This window comes from Bradyrhizobium sp. LLZ17 (assembly GCF_041200145.1).
Classification (GTDB): Bacteria; Pseudomonadota; Alphaproteobacteria; order Rhizobiales; family Xanthobacteraceae; genus Bradyrhizobium.
On the sequence record NZ_CP165734.1, the window covers coordinates 4,140,186 to 4,157,101 of the forward strand.

The 16,916-nt window shown below is 65.4% G+C and carries 12 protein-coding genes and 2 pseudogenes; 4 read left to right on the forward strand and 10 right to left on the reverse strand.

Annotation, left to right across the window (positions count from 1 at the left end; translation table 11 throughout):
• Positions 1-61: 61 nt before the first annotated feature.
• From AB8Z38_RS20020 to AB8Z38_RS20030, 3 genes are read right to left on the reverse strand one after another with little or no spacing between them, the layout of a single operon-like run.
• A complete protein-coding gene (locus tag AB8Z38_RS20020) occupies positions 62-832 on the reverse strand; it encodes an enoyl-CoA hydratase (protein ID WP_369719585.1) in 771 nt (256 codons plus the stop codon).
• 12 nt (positions 833-844) lie between these two features.
• Positions 845-1,318, reverse strand: coding sequence for a MarR family winged helix-turn-helix transcriptional regulator (locus tag AB8Z38_RS20025; RefSeq protein WP_369719586.1), 474 nt, complete (start codon positions 1,316-1,318; stop codon positions 845-847).
• A 42-nt stretch (positions 1,319-1,360) separates the two neighbouring features.
• Positions 1,361-2,065 (reverse strand): TetR/AcrR family transcriptional regulator, encoded by a 705-nt coding sequence (locus tag AB8Z38_RS20030; protein ID WP_369719587.1) that lies wholly within the window; start codon positions 2,063-2,065, stop codon positions 1,361-1,363.
• Positions 2,066-2,154: 89 nt separating this feature from the next.
• Between AB8Z38_RS20030 and AB8Z38_RS20035 the strand changes: the two genes are divergently transcribed.
• The 3 genes and pseudogenes from AB8Z38_RS20035 (at position 2,155) to AB8Z38_RS20045 (ending at position 6,790) form a co-directional block, all read left to right on the forward strand.
• On the forward strand, positions 2,155-3,402 hold the full coding sequence (locus tag AB8Z38_RS20035) for an HlyD family secretion protein (protein WP_369719588.1): 1,248 nt from the start codon (positions 2,155-2,157) through the stop codon (positions 3,400-3,402).
• A pseudogene (locus AB8Z38_RS20040) lies at positions 3,350-4,964 on the forward strand (DHA2 family efflux MFS transporter permease subunit). The gene AB8Z38_RS20035 and the pseudogene AB8Z38_RS20040 overlap by 53 nt, the downstream one beginning before the upstream one ends.
• A 107-nt stretch (positions 4,965-5,071) precedes the next feature.
• Complete coding sequence (locus AB8Z38_RS20045) at positions 5,072-6,790, forward strand: ATP-dependent Clp protease adaptor ClpS (RefSeq protein ID WP_369719589.1); 1,719 nt, start codon at positions 5,072-5,074, stop codon at positions 6,788-6,790.
• Positions 6,791-6,813: 23 nt separating this feature from the next.
• On the opposite strand, the gene AB8Z38_RS20050 is transcribed toward AB8Z38_RS20045, so the two are convergent.
• The 6 genes from AB8Z38_RS20050 to AB8Z38_RS20075 all read right to left on the reverse strand — a co-directional run bounded on the left by AB8Z38_RS20050 (position 6,814) and on the right by AB8Z38_RS20075 (position 14,747).
• A complete protein-coding gene (locus AB8Z38_RS20050) occupies positions 6,814-8,475 on the reverse strand; it encodes a tannase/feruloyl esterase family alpha/beta hydrolase (RefSeq protein WP_369719590.1) in 1,662 nt (553 codons plus the stop codon).
• 94 nt (positions 8,476-8,569) lie between these two features.
• A complete protein-coding gene (locus AB8Z38_RS20055) occupies positions 8,570-10,021 on the reverse strand; it encodes a GntP family permease (RefSeq protein ID WP_369719591.1) in 1,452 nt (483 codons plus the stop codon).
• 3 nt (positions 10,022-10,024) lie between these two features.
• Positions 10,025-11,044 (reverse strand): patatin-like phospholipase family protein, encoded by a 1,020-nt coding sequence (locus AB8Z38_RS20060; protein WP_369719592.1) that lies wholly within the window; start codon positions 11,042-11,044, stop codon positions 10,025-10,027.
• A 120-nt stretch (positions 11,045-11,164) separates the two neighbouring features.
• Entirely contained in the window at positions 11,165-12,409 is a 1,245-nt protein-coding gene (gene serA / locus AB8Z38_RS20065; protein WP_369719593.1) for a phosphoglycerate dehydrogenase, read from the reverse strand.
• 126 nt (positions 12,410-12,535) lie between these two features.
• Complete coding sequence (locus AB8Z38_RS20070) at positions 12,536-13,768, reverse strand: rhodanese-like domain-containing protein (protein WP_369719594.1); 1,233 nt, start codon at positions 13,766-13,768, stop codon at positions 12,536-12,538.
• Positions 13,769-13,850: 82 nt separating this feature from the next.
• Positions 13,851-14,747, reverse strand: a complete 897-nt coding sequence (locus AB8Z38_RS20075; RefSeq protein ID WP_369719595.1) for an alpha/beta fold hydrolase — start codon at positions 14,745-14,747, stop codon at positions 13,851-13,853.
• Between the two features lie 161 nt (positions 14,748-14,908).
• Between AB8Z38_RS20075 and AB8Z38_RS20080 the strand changes: the two genes are divergently transcribed.
• Entirely contained in the window at positions 14,909-15,763 is an 855-nt protein-coding gene (locus tag AB8Z38_RS20080) for a LysR family transcriptional regulator (RefSeq protein ID WP_369719596.1), read from the forward strand.
• A 3-nt stretch (positions 15,764-15,766) separates the two neighbouring features.
• Here AB8Z38_RS20080 and AB8Z38_RS20085 read toward each other — a convergent pair.
• Positions 15,767-16,902: pseudogene (locus AB8Z38_RS20085) on the reverse strand (PepSY-associated TM helix domain-containing protein); the annotation flags it as partial.
• Positions 16,903-16,916: the final 14 nt, after the last annotated feature.

Below are 16,916 nucleotides of genomic sequence, written 5' to 3' on the forward strand. Positions count from 1 at the left end.
TTTCGTTAAGCTTGTGGTAAAATGCCTTTCTTTCCGGCCTGGTCCCCCTCCCGGCGGTCCGTCAGGCGACTTTGGTGAAATCTGGCGGACGACGCTCGGCGAACGCGGTGAACGCTTCGCGCGCCTCCGCGGTGCGCAGGCGCTGCGCGAACTGCTCGCCTTCGGCCTGCATCTGCGCGACCAATGCCTCGCCGTTGCGCATCAGCCGCTTGGTCGCGGTGAGCGCGCCGGCCGGCTGGCGGGCGAGACGCTGCGCAAGCGCCAATGCCTCGGCGTCGAGCTGGTCGAGCGGCACGACCCTGTTGACCAGGCCCCAGTCCAGGGCGGCCTTCGCCGGCACCGTCTCGCCGAGCGCGAACATCTCATAAGCGCGGGCATAGCCGATGCGCGCCGGCATCAGCAGGCTGGAGGCAGCTTCCGGCACCAGCGCAAGGCTGACAAAGGGCGTCGACAATTGCGCATTGTCGGCGAGCACGACGAGGTCGCAATGCAGCAGCATCGTGGTACCGACCCCGACGGCGCGGCCCTGGACGGCTGCGACTAGCGGTCGGGTGCAGCGCGCCAGCGATTGGATGAAGCGGACGACGTTGCGGCTTCCGTCCGACTTGCCCGACGCAACAGCCGCGAACTCGCCAACGTCGTTGCCGGCCGTGAACATGTCCCCCTCGCCGCGGATCAGGACGACACGGACGGACGCGTCGCGTTCGGCCGATTCGATGGTGTCGGCGAGCTTGCCGTACATCGCATCGGTCAGCGCGTTCTTCTTGTCGGGGCGCGCCAGCGCGAGGGTGAGAATTCCGCCGTTGTTCTCGATCCGGACATGCTCGGTCATCGCTCTCTCCTGTTATTGCTCTGCATCTGTGGTCGGGTCTCTTGTCGGGTCTCTTGGAAACTTGTCCTGAATGCTGCTCAGCCAGCGCGCGACGATATCGATCTCGGCACCGGTAAATCCGTCGGTCAGAGCTGCATTGATCTCGGCTGCCGAAGCCTTTGCTTGCGCCAGCGCGGTCCGGCCCGTCGGCGTCAGCCAGACCCGGCAGGCTCGCCCGTCCTCGCGATCGGCGCGCCGCTCGACCAGCCCAGCCGCCGCCGTGCGATCGACAAGCCCTGAGATGCCGGCAGGACCGAGATCAAGCGCCGTGCCCGCCTCGCCCATCAGACTGCCGTCCTGCTTGCCGAGGATGAACAGGAGTCCGGCCTGCGCAGGCGTCACCTCGCTCGAGGGCTGGGCCGCCATCCAACGCTGCAACCGCCTTTGCGCGACGCTGAGCAGGTAGATCAGCCGATGGTGCTTCGCCGCCGCTGCATTACTTCGCATGCGAAATAAATAGCCGGCGGCGACAACTTTGTCAAAGGAGCTCTAGTTCGACACGCGGCGGCAGCCGTCGAGGAAGAAGGCGACGCAGCTTCGCACCCGCCGCTCGATATCCTGACGCGAAGGCAGCGGCATGCCGCCGTAGATCGCCGCGCGCTGCGGTGCGGAAGCGACCATGCCGATCAGCATACCCGCAGCCTCCTCGACATCGTCGATCGCGATCAGCTTCTTCTTCACCTGCGCGCGCAGCCATCCGGCGAGCGTAGAGGCGGTGCGGGAAATTCCGTTCTTGTAGAAATTCGCGGCGAGTTCGGGAAACGCAACCGATTCCTGGAGCACCATGCGCTGCAACGCCACGACTTCCGGATCGAGCGCGAGATCGGCGCAGGCAAGCAGCGCGGCGCGCAAGCCCGCGTCGATATCGACCGCGTCGTGTGCCCGGAGATTGACATCGGAGAGCAGCCGCTCGAGCCGGTCCGCGCACATCGCCTCGAACAGCACCGCCTTGCCGGGAAACAGACGATAGAGCGTCTTGGTCGAGATGCCGGCGCTGCGCGCCAGCTCTTCGGTGCTGGTCGCCGCATAGCCGTGCGCGGCAAAGGCGTGCCGCGCGACCTCCAGGACGATCTGTTTCGTCTCCTCGTCGCTGCGCAGCGGTGGCCGGCCGCGCGGACGGCAATCTTCAGAAGATTTTGCCTCTGAAGACTTTGCCTCCGGAGATTTCGCTCCTGACGATTTTGCCTGAGCCATGTATTTAAATGATGCCTGTCATTCCATTGACAGTCTCAAAGCTAGTCCTATTTTGGAAATCGTCAAGTTTCCTAAATCAGGAGCCGGTCATGACCGTGCACACCGCCCCAACCGCCACAGCCCAGACCGCCGTTCCCGCAAGCGTCCCGGCGGGCGTGCTGCCCGCGGCGACGTCCCCCGGCCGTCGGGAAAAGCTCAATTTTCGCAAGTTGTTGCTGGCGGGGGCGGCGATCGTCGTGCTGGCCGGCGCCAGCTGGTACGGCTACGACTACTGGACCGTCGGGCAGTACCTCGTATCTACCGACGACGCCTATGTGAAGGCCGACAACACTACGATCGCGCCAAAGGTCAGCGGCTATCTCAATCAGGTCCTCGTGGCCGATAACGAGCATGTGAAGGCCGGCCAGGTGCTGGCACGGATCGACGACCGCGACTTCAGGGTCGCACTCGACCAGGCCCGCGCCGATGTTCAGGCCTCGAACGCGACCATCTCCAGCAAGGAAGCGCAGCTCGACGTGCAGCAGGCGGTGATCAAGGCGGCGCGCGCAACGCTCGATGTCGATCAGGCCAATCTCACCTTCGCTGCGCAAGACAACAAGCGCTACACCGATCTTGCCGCGACGGGCTCCGGCAGCGTGCAGAACGCGCAGCAGGCGCAGTCACGCATCGCCTCGGCACAGGCGACGCTCGAGCGTGATACCGCCAATCTCGCCTCGGCCCTCAAGCAGATCGATCTGCTCAAGGCCGAGATCGTGCAGGCCAGGGCGGCGGCCGCGCGCGCGGAGGCCGTGCAGCATCAGGTCGAACTGAACCTCGGCTACACCAATGTCGTCTCGCCGATCGACGGTGTGGTCGGGAATCGCTCCTTGCGCGTCGGCCAGTTCGTGCAGGCCGGCACGCAGTTGATGGCGATCGTGCCGACTGATGGAGCGTATGTCGTCGCCAATTTCAAAGAGACCCAGCTCACCAACGTGAGATCCGGTCAGGCCGTCGATATCGAGGTCGACATGTTCCCGGGCCAGCTCGTGCACGGTCACGTCGATTCCATTGCACCCGCGAGCGGCCAGGAATTCGCGCTGCTGCCGCCCGACAATGCCACCGGCAATTTCACCAAGGTGGTGCAGCGCATCCCCGTCAAGATCGCGCTCGATGCCGGGCGCGGGGGCGCCATTGCGCTGCGGCCCGGCATGTCCGTGATCCCCACCATCGCAACACGTTCGACCGCGCCGACCGCCAAAGCGGCCGCAGCGCCCAAAGCAAAGCTCGTTTCCGGAGGGTCGTGCCATGTCAGACAGCCTCTCAATTTCGACGCCCGCACCACCGGCCGCGACGTCTGATCGCACGGTCGCGGATCCCAATCGCGCGAGCGTCGCGACCTGGATTGCCGTGCTCGCCGCCATGATCGGCTCGTTCATGGCGATCCTGAACATCCAGATCACCAATGCCTCGCTGCTCAACATCGAAGGCGGCATCGGTACCGGCGCCGACAACGGCTCCTGGATCTCGACCTCGTATCTGATCGGCGAGATCATCGTGATCCCGCTGACCGACTATTTGAGCCGCGTGTTCTCGTTCCGCCGCTACATGCTTGCGAGCGCGGTGCTGTTCGCCGTGTTCTCGGTCGCCTGCGCCTTCACCCATGATCTGCCGTCGATGATCGCGATGCGCGGTTTGCAGGGCTTTGCCGGCGGCGTGCTGATCCCGATGGCGTTCACGCTGGTGCTGACCAAGCTGCCGAAGCCGCAACAGCCGGTCGGGCTCGCGATCTTCGCGTTGTCCGTCACCTTTGCGCCGGCGATCGGCCCAACCATCGGCGGCTATTTCACCGAAAACTACGGCTGGCGCACCATCTTCTTCGTCAACGTGATCCCGACCGCCGTCATGGTGACTGCGCTCTCTCTGACTCTGGAGCGGCAGAAGATGCAGCTCAGCCTCCTGAAGGAGGGCGACTGGGCCGGCATCGTCACCATGGCGATCGGTCTGTCGGCCCTTCAAGCCGTCCTCGAGGAGGGCAACAAGGACGACTGGTTCTCCTCGCCCTTCATCATCAAGCTGGCCGTGATCGCGGCCGTCAGCCTGACGCTGTTTGTCGCGATCGAGCTCACGATCGACAAGCCGCTGATCCGGCTTCGGCTGCTGACGCAGCGAAATTTCGGCTTCGGCACCATTGCGATGACGATGGTCGGTTTCGCGCTGTTCGGCTCGGTCTACATGCTGCCCGCCTATCTCGGCCAGGCGCAGGGCTATAATGCCGAGCAGATCGGCAATGTGCTGGCCTGGACCGGTCTTCCGCAGCTGGTGCTGATCCCCCTGATCCCCAAACTGATGCAGCGCTTCGACACGCGCTATATCGCGATCACCGGTCTTTTTGATCTTCGCTTACAGCTGCTTCATGAACACGGCAATGTCGCCGGACTATGCCGGCGACCAGCTCTGGATCCCGAACATCGTGCGCGCGATCGGGCAAGCGATGGTGTTGACGCCGCTGACCTCGGTGCTATCCGGCGGCATCGCGCCGCAGGATGCGGCCGCGGCCTCCGGCATCAGCAATATGTTTCGCAACCTCGGTGGCGCGATCGGCACGGCGACGCTCGCAACCATCATCTCCAAGCGCGAGCAATTCCACTCCAATATCATCGGCCAGTCGGTCACGCTCGGCCGCGAGGAGGTCCGCAGCCGCATCGCGCAGATGACCGACTACTTCATGGCCCATGGCGTGCCGGATCCCAACGCCGCGCGCGAGCAGGCCATCATCGCGCTCGGCAAGACGGTGAAGCGCCAGGCGCTGGTGATGGGCTACTCCGACACGTTTGCCGTCATCGGCGTGGTGCTGGTGCTCGCCGCAATCGCGGTGCTGCTGACGCGGCGCGTGAAGGCGGCCGGCGGCCCGGCGCATTAGAATTCGAGCTCATCTCAATTTATCACGGCGGTCGGCTTGACGGCCGTGTTGTTTTATGTTCCCTATTCGTTCCGTTCAATCATAGATTGTCCCGGAGATCTTCCGTAATGAATAGTAGGTGTGGCGAGAACCAGCCGACCCAGATCGTCATTCATAATGACGACGATACGCCGGACCAATTCGTGACGGATCTGCTCCGCCAGGTTTTCGGCAAATCAGAGCGTGAAGCGACCGCGCTGGTCACTCAGATCGAGCAGAAGGAAAAGGCGGTTTGCGGACCTTACCCGCAATCCGTCGCCGAAGCCCTTTTCAAATCTGCGCAACAATCCATCGGCTTGGCCGGCCACCGGCTGCAGCTCACGCTTGAGGCGATCAAGACTGCTTGCGAGCTCTGTGGCAAGCCTGAGGGACAGACGGACGTGCGGATCGGCAACCGCACGGTCTGGCTGTGCAGCGAATGCATGCGTGCGGCGGATGGGCCGTCGAACGAACAGGAAGAGAACTTCGACTTTGCTTGCGACGTTCTCGATTGGCACTTTGCCAGCATGGCGCGCAGCAAGCTCGTGACCACGATCCGCCAGTTTCCCGGGCATATGCGGGTCGACGTCCAGGCAGGGATCGACCGGCTCTTTGGCAAGGCCGTCCGCTTGCTCGGGCTGAACGAGGAGCAACGCTACGAAACGCTGTCGATTTCGCGACTCCTCAAGGACGGCCGCTATGCGGTCGCGATTGCGCCGCTGCAATATTCCGACGTCGACGTTGGCGAGAAGAGCCCCGTCAAGTGCCTCGATAATGGCTTGTGGCTGTGCGAGCAGGATGATCTTCGTTACGCAGTCTTGCTCTCCGCGCATCGCGAGTATAGCCGTGAGCCTGGACTCCGGATTGAGATCCTGGTGCCGTCGGGGTCCACAGGCGCTGCCCTCGTCCAGCAATGCTTCAGTGAACTGGAAGAGGCCGTGCAGGCCGCGCGTACCTATCGCGGCAAGATTCTCTCACTCGACGCAGATAGCGATTACCGCGGGCGTTCGCGCGGCATCACCGTGCATCGATTGCCGCCGGTCGCTCGTAGCGAGGTGATCCTGCCGGAGCAGACCTTGCGCCTGCTCGATCGCAACGTGCTGAATTTCGTCAACACCCGCGATCAGCTCCGCCGGCTGGGTCAGTCGACGCGCAAGGGCATCTTGCTGTACGGGCCGCCCGGCACCGGCAAGACCCACACCATCCGCTATCTCGCAACGCATTTGCCCGGACATACGACGCTGATCATCACGGCCGAGCAAATCGGCCTTCTCGGCGCCTATATGAGGCTGGCACGGCTGCTCCAGCCCTCAATGGTGGTGATCGAGGATGTCGATCTCATCGCCCGCGACCGCGACGACATGGGCCCGTGCGAGGAATCGATGCTGAACAAATTGCTCAACGAGATGGACGGGCTGAAGGAGGATGCGGACATCCTGTTCGTCCTGACCACCAACCGGCCGGAGGACCTTGAGGGCGCGCTGGCCGGTCGCCCCGGCCGGATCGATCAGGCGATCGAAGTGCCGCTGCCGGACGAGACCGGCCGTGGCAAGCTGGTCCGGCTCTACGGCAAGGCTCTCCCGATCGAGGACCCCGTCGTCGCCGAGGCGGCCCGGCGCAGCGAGGGCACGAGTTGCGCCTTCATCAAGGAATTGATGCGGCGACTGGCGCAAGCGAGCCTCGCGCGTGACGGCGGCAGCTCCGTGATCTCTGCCGACATCGACGAGGCGCTCGACGACATGCTGTTCTCCGGCGGCCGGCTCAACGCGCAATTGCTGGGCGGCGCACAAGCCATGGCGGCGGGGTGACGCTGCGAGCAGCGCGCCGTTCCTCACGGCGCGCAGGTAAAGCTCAATGCCTCCGTCACCGCACCCGACTTGTAGTGCGGCCAGGCCGGCCAGCGGCACAGCGGCAGCGCGCGCAACGTCGCAAACGACGGCGCCTCGACCTTCTGCTCGGTGACTTCGAGATCGCCGGGTGCCTTGCCCTTCTCGACCCAGTCGACCAGCGTGCTCAGCATGTCGACATTGGCCGGTGCGCCGGAGCCGACATGGTCGACACCCGGCGCGGTGTAGAGCCGCGCGAACTCGGCCGTCTCTGACTTGCCGAGCTTGCGCTCGACGCTTTCGAAATAACGGATCCCGGCATAGGGGCTCTGTGCATAGTCGGCCATGTGTTCGAGTATGATCAGCCTGCCGCCGCGGGCGCGGAAGCGGCTGAGATCGGGATCGGTCGAATCCATCAGGCTCGAGACCTCGAGCAGCCGCGCCTTGTGCTCCTCCACCTTGTAGGTGGTGACATCCAGCTTAGGATCGCGCGCGAAGACATATTGAATGCCACCGGCGCCGTAGATCCAGGCGATGCCGTTGTTGGGTGCGGGCGGCTGCGCCGGTGGAGCGGTGCCGAGCCACCATGCGACCCAGCCACCGGTCGGGCCAAATGCCGGCGTGTCTTCGCCGGAGACGCCCCAACCCGGGTAATCGTCGAGACCGTTGGCGAGCACGAACGGGAATTTGTACGTTGCATGCAGGGTGTCGATCGCCTTGATCTGCGCATCGGTGAGACACTGGTCGCCGCTCTGGCCGGCCTTGCAGCGCAGCGTCTCGACCTTGAACGCCGCCCTGCAGGCGACGGGGTCCTGCACCAGCGCATCGTCGGAGCCGTCGGCCTTGTCGCAAGCGGTCCGCACCGCCTCGCCGACCAGCTTCACCTGCGCCGGATTGATCCAGCCTTCGCCCATGGTCACGAGACCCGAGCGGGTGCCGGCATGCTGGAGGCCAACCCAGTTGATGACGGGCACGCGGGCCAGGATGCCGTCGAAGTCGTCGGGATAGCGCTGCGCCATGGTGAGGCCTTCGCGGCCGCCTTCGGACGAACCCATGAAGTACATCTTAACCGGCGCCTTGCCGTAGGCGCGCTGCATCAGCATCACGGCGGCGTCGCGCACCTTCTTGTAGGCGCGGTGGGCGAAATTCTCGAAGGCTTCGTCGTTGATTGCGAACAGCTGCGGCGGCTCGCCCGGTTTGGATTCATGGCCGGAATCGGTGCCGTAAGTGACGAAGCCGCGCGCGAGCGGGGACGGCTTGTCGAACGGATAGGCCGGCGGCAACGAGAGCCCCGTGATCAGCACGCCGTTGAAACCGCCGCCGCCATATTGGAGGGAGCGCCCGTTCCATTCGAGCGGAAGATTGACCTGGATTTTGATCGGCGGTGCTTTGGGGTCGGCAGGCTCGATATGACCGAGCACCTTGCAGAAGGACGGGTTGGCCGGCGTGACGCGTCCCGATGGTGTCGGTCCGCGCTCGGCAACGGCAAGCGCTGACGGCGCCTGCAACGCCGCGGAATCGATCTTCACGGCGTCAGTGCCGCCAACCAAGCCCTTGCAGACCGTGTCGGCGTCATCCGCCAGCGTGGCCGCGGACGCGCCACCCGCACTCAGCGCTGCCGCCGACCCCAGGAGCAACGCACACAGCTTTGCACTCATTCGCGCCATCGTTTCCACCCGGCTTTCTCGTTTTTTCGGTCCGACTTGGCTGCATTCAATGCAAACCTTTGCCCTTGCGTCAATCGCTCTTGCCGGGCTTCCGTCAGAACGATCCGAACGCACTGCCCAAGGCGATCACGGCCACCAGCGCGAGCAGCGACGTCACGATGCCGACCATCACGATATCGAGATAGCTGTCGCGATGCGTCAGGCCACAGATCGCCAGCAGGCTTACCACGGCACCATTATGCGGCAGGATGTCGAGCGTCCCCGCGCCGATGACCGCCACACGATGCATCAGCGCGAGGTCGATTCCGGTGCGCGCGGCGATCTCGACATAGGTCGGGCCAAGCGCGTCCAGGGCTATGGTCAGGCCGCCCGAGGCCGAGCCGGTCAGCGCGGCCAGGATGTTGGTCGCAACCGCGAGCGACACCAGCGGGCCGCCTTCAATCGCGAGCACCCAATCGCGCACCGCCTCGAAAGCCGGGAGCGCCGCGATCACCGCACCAAATCCGACGAGGCTTGCAACGCTGAACGCCGGCAGAACCGACGCATTGGCGCCCGCGTCCATGCTCTGCCGCAGCGAGGGAAGCCGGGCCCAGTTCAGAACGATCGTGGTGACGATGGCTGCGCCGAGTGCGACGCTGACCGACCACACACCTGCGACCGCCGCCAGGGACGTACCGCCGAAGCGCTGCTCGCTCAGATACGCGACATCGAGCCGCGGCAACACGAACAGCGACATCAGGAGGTTGACGGCAACAACGACGGCCAGCGGCAGGATGGCACCGGCCAGCGGAGAAGATGTCTCGCTGCGCCGTCCATGCCGCATCTCGGCCGGATCGAACTCGCGTGCGGTGGTTGCGAGCTCGCGAATCAGCTGGTCATCGACGGCGCGTTCAGTACCCTGGACGTCCTCGCCGTAGCCTTCTCCGGCACGGCGCGCCGCGGCTTCGGCGCCATGCAGCCACCACAATCCCGCGCAGAGCATGATGAGCGAAGCGATGATGCCGAGGCCTGGCGCGGCAAACGGCGTCGTGCCGAAAAACGGCATCGGGATCGCATTCTGGATCGACGGCGTACCGGGCAGAGCTGACATGGTGAAGGTCGAGGTGCCGAGCACGATCGCCGCCGGAATCAACCGGCGCGGAATCGCGGCGGCGCGAAACAGCGAGCGGGCCATCGGAACGATGACGAAGAAGGCGACGAACAGGCTGACGCCGCCATAGGTGACCAGCGCCCCGGCGAGCACGACTGCGAGGATCACGCGCCGCTCGCCGAGACGCTTCGCCATGAAGCCCGCGACCGATGCCACCGCCCCGCTGTCGTCCATCAGCTTGCCGAACACCGCGCCGAGCAGAAAGATCGGAAAGAACTGCGCCAAAAACCCCGCCGCATTCGCCATGAAGACCTGGGTCAGGTTGGCGAGCAGCGGCTCGCCACCGAACAGCGCGGCGACCAGCGCCGCGAACGGCGCAAGCAGCAGAACACTCCAGCCGCGGAAGGCAAACAGGACCAGCAGGCCGAGCCCGACGAGGATGCCGAGAAGACCCACGTCTCAGCACTCCGACAGCAGCACATCGAGATCGGCGGTCGAGCGCTGGCCGACATCCGCACCGTGCTCGTCGAGAAACGCCTCGGCCGCCTGACGTCCTTCGGCGCGCAGCATGGAGACGAACTCCCATTCCGCGTTGAGCTTGGACGAGGCGCCGAACTTCGCCAGCATGTCGCTCTTGACGCGGTGGGTCCGCATCTTCGCCCAGCGCGCGCCTTCTCCGCTGCCAGGATCGGCCGCCTGGCGCAGCAGCGCGATCATGCGCAACTCCTTCATCAAAGGCGAGTTGAACGAAATCTCGTTCAGCCGATTGAGAATCTCCGCAGCTGTCCGCGGCTCGTCGGGCGTTTCAACCGGATTGATCTGCACCAGGATCGTATCGTGCGCGTCACTCTCGCGGACCAGAGGTGTGATGGTCGGATTGCCGGCAAAACCGCCGTCCCAATAGGGCTCGCCGTCGATCTCGATGGCGCGGAACATGGTCGGCAGGCAGGCCGACGCCAGCAGCACGTCGGCCGTGATCTCGGCGTTGCGGAAGATGCGCCCGCGCCCGGTGCGCACGCGGGTGGCGGTGACGAACAATTTGATCGGCGAACCCGCGAGGCGCTCGAAATCGATGCTCTCGGCCAGAACCTTGCGCAGCGGATTGTAGCCGGTCGGGTTGAGATCGTAGGGCGACAGCAACCGCGACATCAAATCGGTAAGGATGTAGGCCGGCGACGTATCGAGGGTCCAGCGTCCCATCAGCCGGTCGAGCGGCGAGCGCTGGAGCGGGCTGAAAGCCGCGGCCTTCGAAACACGGTGCCAGTATCGTTCGAGCGCATCGCGCGCACCCGCGGCACCACCCGCGATCCACCCGTCTGCGAGCACCGCCGCATTCATCGCGCCTGCGGACGTTCCGGAGATCGCGGCGATGCTGAGCCAGTTCTCTTCCAGCAGCCGATCCAGCACGCCCCAGGTGAAGGCGCCGTGCGAACCGCCGCCCTGCAGCGCGAGATCAATCAGTACGGCGTCCCGTTCCATGGCGGCACTCGCGCAACTGAAGCTCAAATTCGACGCGATTTGTCACACGCGTGCAAGATGATGCCACAGTGTAGAGAGCTTTCCTGGCGGAATGCAACCGGAACGTGGGACTCTCGCCGTCTAGTGTTCGAACACCAGCCGCGCGCCGACCGTGCCATCGAGGCCCCGGATCTGCGCCAGCAGCGCTGCCGAATCCTGACCGGCAAGGTCGGCATCGAGCACGACATAGCCGAGGTCGCCGGCGGTCTCCAGATATTGCGCGACGATATTGATGTCGCGCTGGAGGAACACCTCGTTGAGCCGGCGCAGCATGCCCGGCACGTTGCGATGGACATGGCTGAACCGCGCGCCGGAGGGGCGCAAGTGCAACTGCACCTCGGGAAAGTTCACCGCCCCCGTGGTCGAGCCGGTGATGAAATAGTCGACCAGCTTGCGCGCAACCTCGCCGCCGATGCGCTCCTGCGCCTCCTCGGTCGAGCCGCCGATATGCGGGGTGAGGATGACGTTGCCGAGACCCTGCAGCGGGCTCTTGAAGCGGTCGGAATTCGACGAGGGCTCGACCGGAAACACATCGATGGCCGCGCCGGCAAGATGGCCGTCGCGCAGGCAGCCTGCAAGGGCATCGAGATCGACGACGGTGCCGCGGCTGTTGTTGATCAGGAGTGAGCCGGGCTTCATCGCCCGCAGTTCCTTCTCGCCGATCATGCCGGCGGTCTCCGGCGTCTCCGGCACGTGCAGGCTGACCACGTCGCTCTGCGCCAACAGCTCTTCGAGCTTCTCGACCGGCTCGGTGTTGCCGTGGCGGAGCTTGTCGGTGCGGTCGAAGTAGATCACCCGCATGCCGATGGCCTCTGCCAGCGTCGAGAGCTGCGAGCCGATATTGCCGTAGCCGATGATGCCGAGCGTACGACCGCGCACCTCGCGGCTGCCGGTCGCCGATTTGTCCCAGCCGCCGCCATGGGCCGACACCGAACGCGGAAAGATCCGCCGCAGCAGCATCACGATCTCGCCGATCACGAGCTCGGCGACGCTGCGGGTGTTGGAGAACGGCGCGTTGAACACCGGAATGCCACGCTTGCGCGCCGCCAGCAGATCGACCTGGTTGGTGCCGACGCTGAAACAGCCGACCGCAAGCAGCCCATCGGCGGCTTGCAGCACCTCGTCGGTGATCTGGGTGCGCGAGCGGATGCCGAGCAGCGACACGCCCTTGACCGCCTGGCGCAGCGCCTCGCCGTCCAGTGCCTTGGTCAGCCGCTCGACATTGGTGAAGCCCGCGCTCCTGAACAGGTCGACGGCGCTGTCGTTGACGCCTTCGAGCAGCAGCGCCTTCGCGCTCCGCTCCGGGCTTTGGCCTGGGGCTGGCATAGTGTCTCCATGGATGGCGGCTTTGCCGTAGCTCTTAGACCGCGGACGACGCGCAGCACAATAGGGTTTCGAGATGGGGAGAAAATGGCGGGGCGGCGGAGATTTACGGTGCCGGGCCGCTCCGTCTCAAATCACATAAAAACCGTGCGTTCCGTCGCGGCGGAGTTGCTCGACCAGGCCGTATTCCCAGTCGAGATAGGCCTGCATCGCGCGCTCGGCGACCTCCGTGCCTTCATAGGGCCGGCGGTAGCGATGGGCTGGATCGGGCTTCGGCAGGACAAGCGGCGGGCCGGCCTCGCGCGCGCCGTCATAGCCGCCCTCGCACACATAGACCTCCCAGCCCATCTGCGCGAGCCAGGATGCCGTCATGTCGGCGCGCACGCCCTTGTCGTCGGTCAGGACAATGCTTGCGCCGCGCACCGGCGCGGCCATGTCGGTCTCCTGAACAAGCTGGCCGCCGGGATAGTGGCGGAAGCCCGGCAGATGACCGGCTGCATACTCCTCCGGATCGCGCACGTCGAAGCGGTAGAGCGTGCGATCGGTCTGCGCGGCGAGCACCGACATTTCGTTTGCGCCGATGTGGCGGACGCCGGCGCGATAGGCGACGTCGCGGGCATTGGCCGCACCCCCTTCAAACGGCCCGATCCCGCCGCGCCGGTCGGCACCATGATCCAGCGTGTGTCGTGCCAGCGTCCAGCCGATCGTGCCGTTGCGCAGCGCCCTCACCTTGTTGGGCACGCCGGCATTGATCAGCGACTGGGTGCCGATGATCGAACGGGTGCGGCCGGCGCAATTGACGATGATGGTGGTGTCGGGATCCGGCGCTGCGCTTCCGGCGCGCAGCACCAGCTCCGCGCCGGGCACGCTGACCGAGCCCGGGATGTTCATGGTCGCGTATTCATCGAAGCGGCGGACATCGAGGATGGCGATCTTGGCCCCGTCCGCGATCAGTTTTGCGACTTCGTCGGCACTGAAGGAGGGCGTGTGCCGTCGCGACTCGACCAGTTCGCCGAACGCTTTGGAGTAGGAATTGACGTCTTCGAACACTTCATAGCCGACCGCGCGCCAGGCTTTCAGCCCGCCATGGAGCGTGCGGACGTTGCTGTAACCGAGCGCCGCAAGGCGCTCGGCGCCCGCTGCGACCAGCCCCTCGCCGTCGTCATAAAGCACGACCGGCACGTCCTTGCGCGGCAGCCGCGCCTCAGCCTCGATCGCAATCCGGTCCACGGCCATGTTGGCCGCGAACAGCGGATGGCCGGTGGCGAAGGCCGCCTCGTATCTGAGATCGAGCAGCGCGATCTCCTCGCGGAGCAGCAGCGCGCGGCGGATATCGGCGGGGGTGACGGTTTGAAGCTTCATGGCGTGAACCTAGACGAGGACAGGCCATCGGCTTTTGACCGATTGCGGTGGCCTTGGCTAGCCACTCCGTTGCAGTGCGAGCTCAGCCCGTGGCCGCCAGCTGCTTCTCGATGATGCTCGCGACCCGCACCGGGGTTTCCAGCATGGAATAATGGCCGGCATCCTCGATGGTCTCGAACGTCACGCGCGGATAGGCCAGCGCAAAGGCATTCCGCAAAGGCTCGCCGCGATAGAACGGGATATCCAGTGCGCCGGTCACGACGTGCAACGGCGCGGCCAGCGCATGTGAATCGCCGGTGATGGCGGAGGTCGTGAACATCGTCAGGTAGCCGCGCATGGCCTCGACCGTGCCGGCTCCGCGGGCGATGGCGAGCTTGCGGTGCAGCCAGCCCGCGCCGTAACGATTCGACGTGCGGGCTGAGATCGCGCGGGCGGCGGCCTCATCCTGGTCGATGACGGCATTGAGCGCCTTCAGCGCGGCCTCGTCGGCGCGGAAGCCGGTGGGCGGCACCGGCGAGAACAGGGTCACGCTCTGGATCCGGCTTGGTGCCTCAAGCGCAATCTTCTGCGCCACCAATCCTGACATTGAATGGCCGATGAGATGGAATTGGCTGATGGCGAGCTCATCGGCGGTGCGCATCACGTCCGCGACCGCTTCCTCCAGCGTGTAACCGCCGCTCACGCCGCGCGACCAGCCGTACCCTCGCAAATCCATGAACACGAAGGTGTGGCGGGCGGGATCGAGATAGGGCAGCACCTGCTCCCAGTTGACGTGGTCGCCGAGCCATTCATGCAGCACTACGCAGACCGCCGGTCCGTTGCCGACGCGACAGCGCCCGAGTTGGCCGCCCGTCGCCAGTTGCGGCGCGGACCAGGGCGATGTCGACGGCGGCGCGGTCGCGGCTGTGCCTTGCGCCAGCGCGGGCGCGGCGGCGATGGCAGTCAGTCCCAGGCCTTTCAGAACATCACGGCGTTGCATGTGCTTCCTCCCACGCGACCAGTCGCGACCGGTGCGCATGCCTGATAGCGCGCGCCCCCGCACGGGAAAAATTGATTTTTGCAATGGCTTCATTGATAAATCTCATTCTGACCGCCCGTCCCGCCGGAGTCCTATCCGGCAGCGTGGTCCGGAGTTTTCCCATGCCGACGACCCTCGATATCGACACGCTCCGGTCGCTGCTCGCCATCGTCGAGCTGAAGAGTTTTTCGCGCGCAGCAAAGCAATTGGGGCGGTCGCAATCCGCCATCAGCCTTCAGATCGCCCGGCTCGAAGCCGTGGTCGGCCATTCCCTGCTGGAGCGGGCGCGCGGCCGGGTGCTCGGCCCAACCGTAAAGGGGACGGAGCTGGTTGCGCATGCGCGAGAGATCGTCGCGCTGAACGAGCGCGCCGTCTACGCGATGCGCCGGCCGAACCCGGATGAGCAGATCAGGCTTGGCATGCCTGCAGATTTTCTCGAACGTGACTTCGCGTCGGCCTTCGGCGAAATCCGCTCGCGCTTTCCCGAGGCACGGCTATCCGTGCGCACGGGCCTGTCGGCGCGGCTCGCGGACGATGTCGGTCTCGGCCGGCTCGATCTCGCCTTCTACAAGCGGGCCCCGTCAAACGCTGCCGAGGCCGCCATTGCGTTCGAGCCAATGGCCTGGTTCGGCAAGGCGGCTCGATCCGACGATGCCGTTCCGCTGGTGGCGTTCGCCGACGGCTGCGCCTATCGCGACGAAGCACTGCGCAGCCTGCGCCTCGGTCGGCGCGAATGGTCCATCGCCTGCGAGGCGCGCAGCCTTTCCGCGCTGGCTGGTGCCGTCGAGGCCGGCCTCGGCTACACGGCTTTGCCGCTCAAGCTGGGCATGCGCAAATCACTGCGGCACGCGGACGATCTAGCGGACCTGCCGCAGCTCAATGCCGTCGAGCTCGCCCTTGGCATCACCCCCGGTCGCGACCTGCCTTTCGCCCGCGCAATCGGCAGCATCATCGCTGAGCGCTGCGCGCTCGCGTGATGGCCGCAGCTTGCGGCGCGACAGGTACAACAGCACACCGATGATCGCGAACAGCGGCATCAGCGCGGCCGCCATCATGAACGCAAGCTTCCCGGGCCAGCCGAGGGCCGCGCCGCGGTGGATGTCGAGCACGCCGGCGATGGCTTTCTCGCCAAACGTTTTGTCGGCATAGCGCTCCGCGGACACCACCTGGCCGGTAACAGCATCGATGCGGAATTCGTCGCGCACGCTTTCGAGCGTCGAATCGTTCTGCCACCGCCGAACACGTATCAGTGTGCCCGGGCCGGCAGGCAGCGTCAGCAGGGCTCGCGCGAAATGGCTGCTCTCTTGGTGGAGGAGGGTTGACCACGCGCGATCGAATCCGATCGGCTGACCGGTGTCGCGGCCGCTGGCCGGGCGCGGCGCCTTGGGCTGCATCTTCGCTGCGGCCGGCTGCGGGCGCGACAGCAGCCAGACCACACCATCCTTGTACCAGTCGAACGAATACCACAGCCCGGTCAGCGTCATCATCAGGTAGATCGGCAGCACCCAGGTGCCGATCACGGCGTGCAGCGACCGGTGCAGACCACGCCCGCCGAGGCCCAGATTCGGCTTCAGCCACATTTTCACGCTGCCAGCGCGACGCGGCCAGCGTAGCACGAGGCCCGAGAGCAGCATGACGATCAGGCCGAGCGCGGCAACACCGGTGATCTGGCGGCCCCAGCCCTTGGCGTCTCCGGGATCAGCAGCCAGCGATGCAGCCTGCGGACGGTCGCAAAAAATTCTTCGCCGCGCGGCGCACCCAGCACGCGCGCGTCATAGGGATCGACATAGAGCGACGACGGCCGCGCGCCCTGCTCGTCGCGGGCGAAGCGGACATGCACGGCCGCGGATGGATCGCTCGAAAGCATCACAGAAGCAATTTTGCCAAGGTCGGGCACGGCCCTAAGACGCGCGGCCAATTCATCCGGCAGCAGCGCCGGCGTCGTTCGCGGCGCGACTTGCATGATCGCCGCGTTCAGATGCTCGACGATCTCGTCCTCAAAGCTCATGATCGCGCCGGTCAGCGCGATCAAGGAGAGCAGCAGGGCGAGCGCGAGGCCCGCAATGGAATGGACCTGAAGCAGAGCCGCCTTGATCTTTCGCCTCAGCCTACTCATCGAGTTCGATCTTC

What these genes read in the sequence shown, in the direction of transcription:
- AB8Z38_RS20030 (WP_369719587.1), bottom strand. Translation starts at nt 2,065, where the DNA reads ATGGCTCAGGCAAAATCGTCAGGAGCGAAATCTCCGGAGGCAAAGTCT.
- AB8Z38_RS20045 (WP_369719589.1), top strand. Translation starts at nt 5,072, where the DNA reads ATGAATAGTAGGTGTGGCGAGAACCAGCCGACCCAGATCGTCATTCAT.
- AB8Z38_RS20075 (WP_369719595.1), bottom strand. Translation starts at nt 14,747, where the DNA reads ATGCAACGCCGTGATGTTCTGAAAGGCCTGGGACTGACTGCCATCGCC.
- AB8Z38_RS20080 (WP_369719596.1), top strand. Translation starts at nt 14,909, where the DNA reads ATGCCGACGACCCTCGATATCGACACGCTCCGGTCGCTGCTCGCCATC.
- AB8Z38_RS20060 (WP_369719592.1), bottom strand. Translation starts at nt 11,044, where the DNA reads ATGGAACGGGACGCCGTACTGATTGATCTCGCGCTGCAGGGCGGCGGT.
- AB8Z38_RS20070 (WP_369719594.1), bottom strand. Translation starts at nt 13,768, where the DNA reads ATGAAGCTTCAAACCGTCACCCCCGCCGATATCCGCCGCGCGCTGCTG.
- AB8Z38_RS20020 (WP_369719585.1), bottom strand. Translation starts at nt 832, where the DNA reads ATGACCGAGCATGTCCGGATCGAGAACAACGGCGGAATTCTCACCCTC.
- serA (WP_369719593.1), bottom strand. Translation starts at nt 12,409, where the DNA reads ATGCCAGCCCCAGGCCAAAGCCCGGAGCGGAGCGCGAAGGCGCTGCTG.
- AB8Z38_RS20025 (WP_369719586.1), bottom strand. Translation starts at nt 1,318, where the DNA reads ATGCGAAGTAATGCAGCGGCGGCGAAGCACCATCGGCTGATCTACCTG.
- AB8Z38_RS20035 (WP_369719588.1), top strand. Translation starts at nt 2,155, where the DNA reads ATGACCGTGCACACCGCCCCAACCGCCACAGCCCAGACCGCCGTTCCC.
- AB8Z38_RS20050 (WP_369719590.1), bottom strand. Translation starts at nt 8,475, where the DNA reads ATGGCGCGAATGAGTGCAAAGCTGTGTGCGTTGCTCCTGGGGTCGGCG.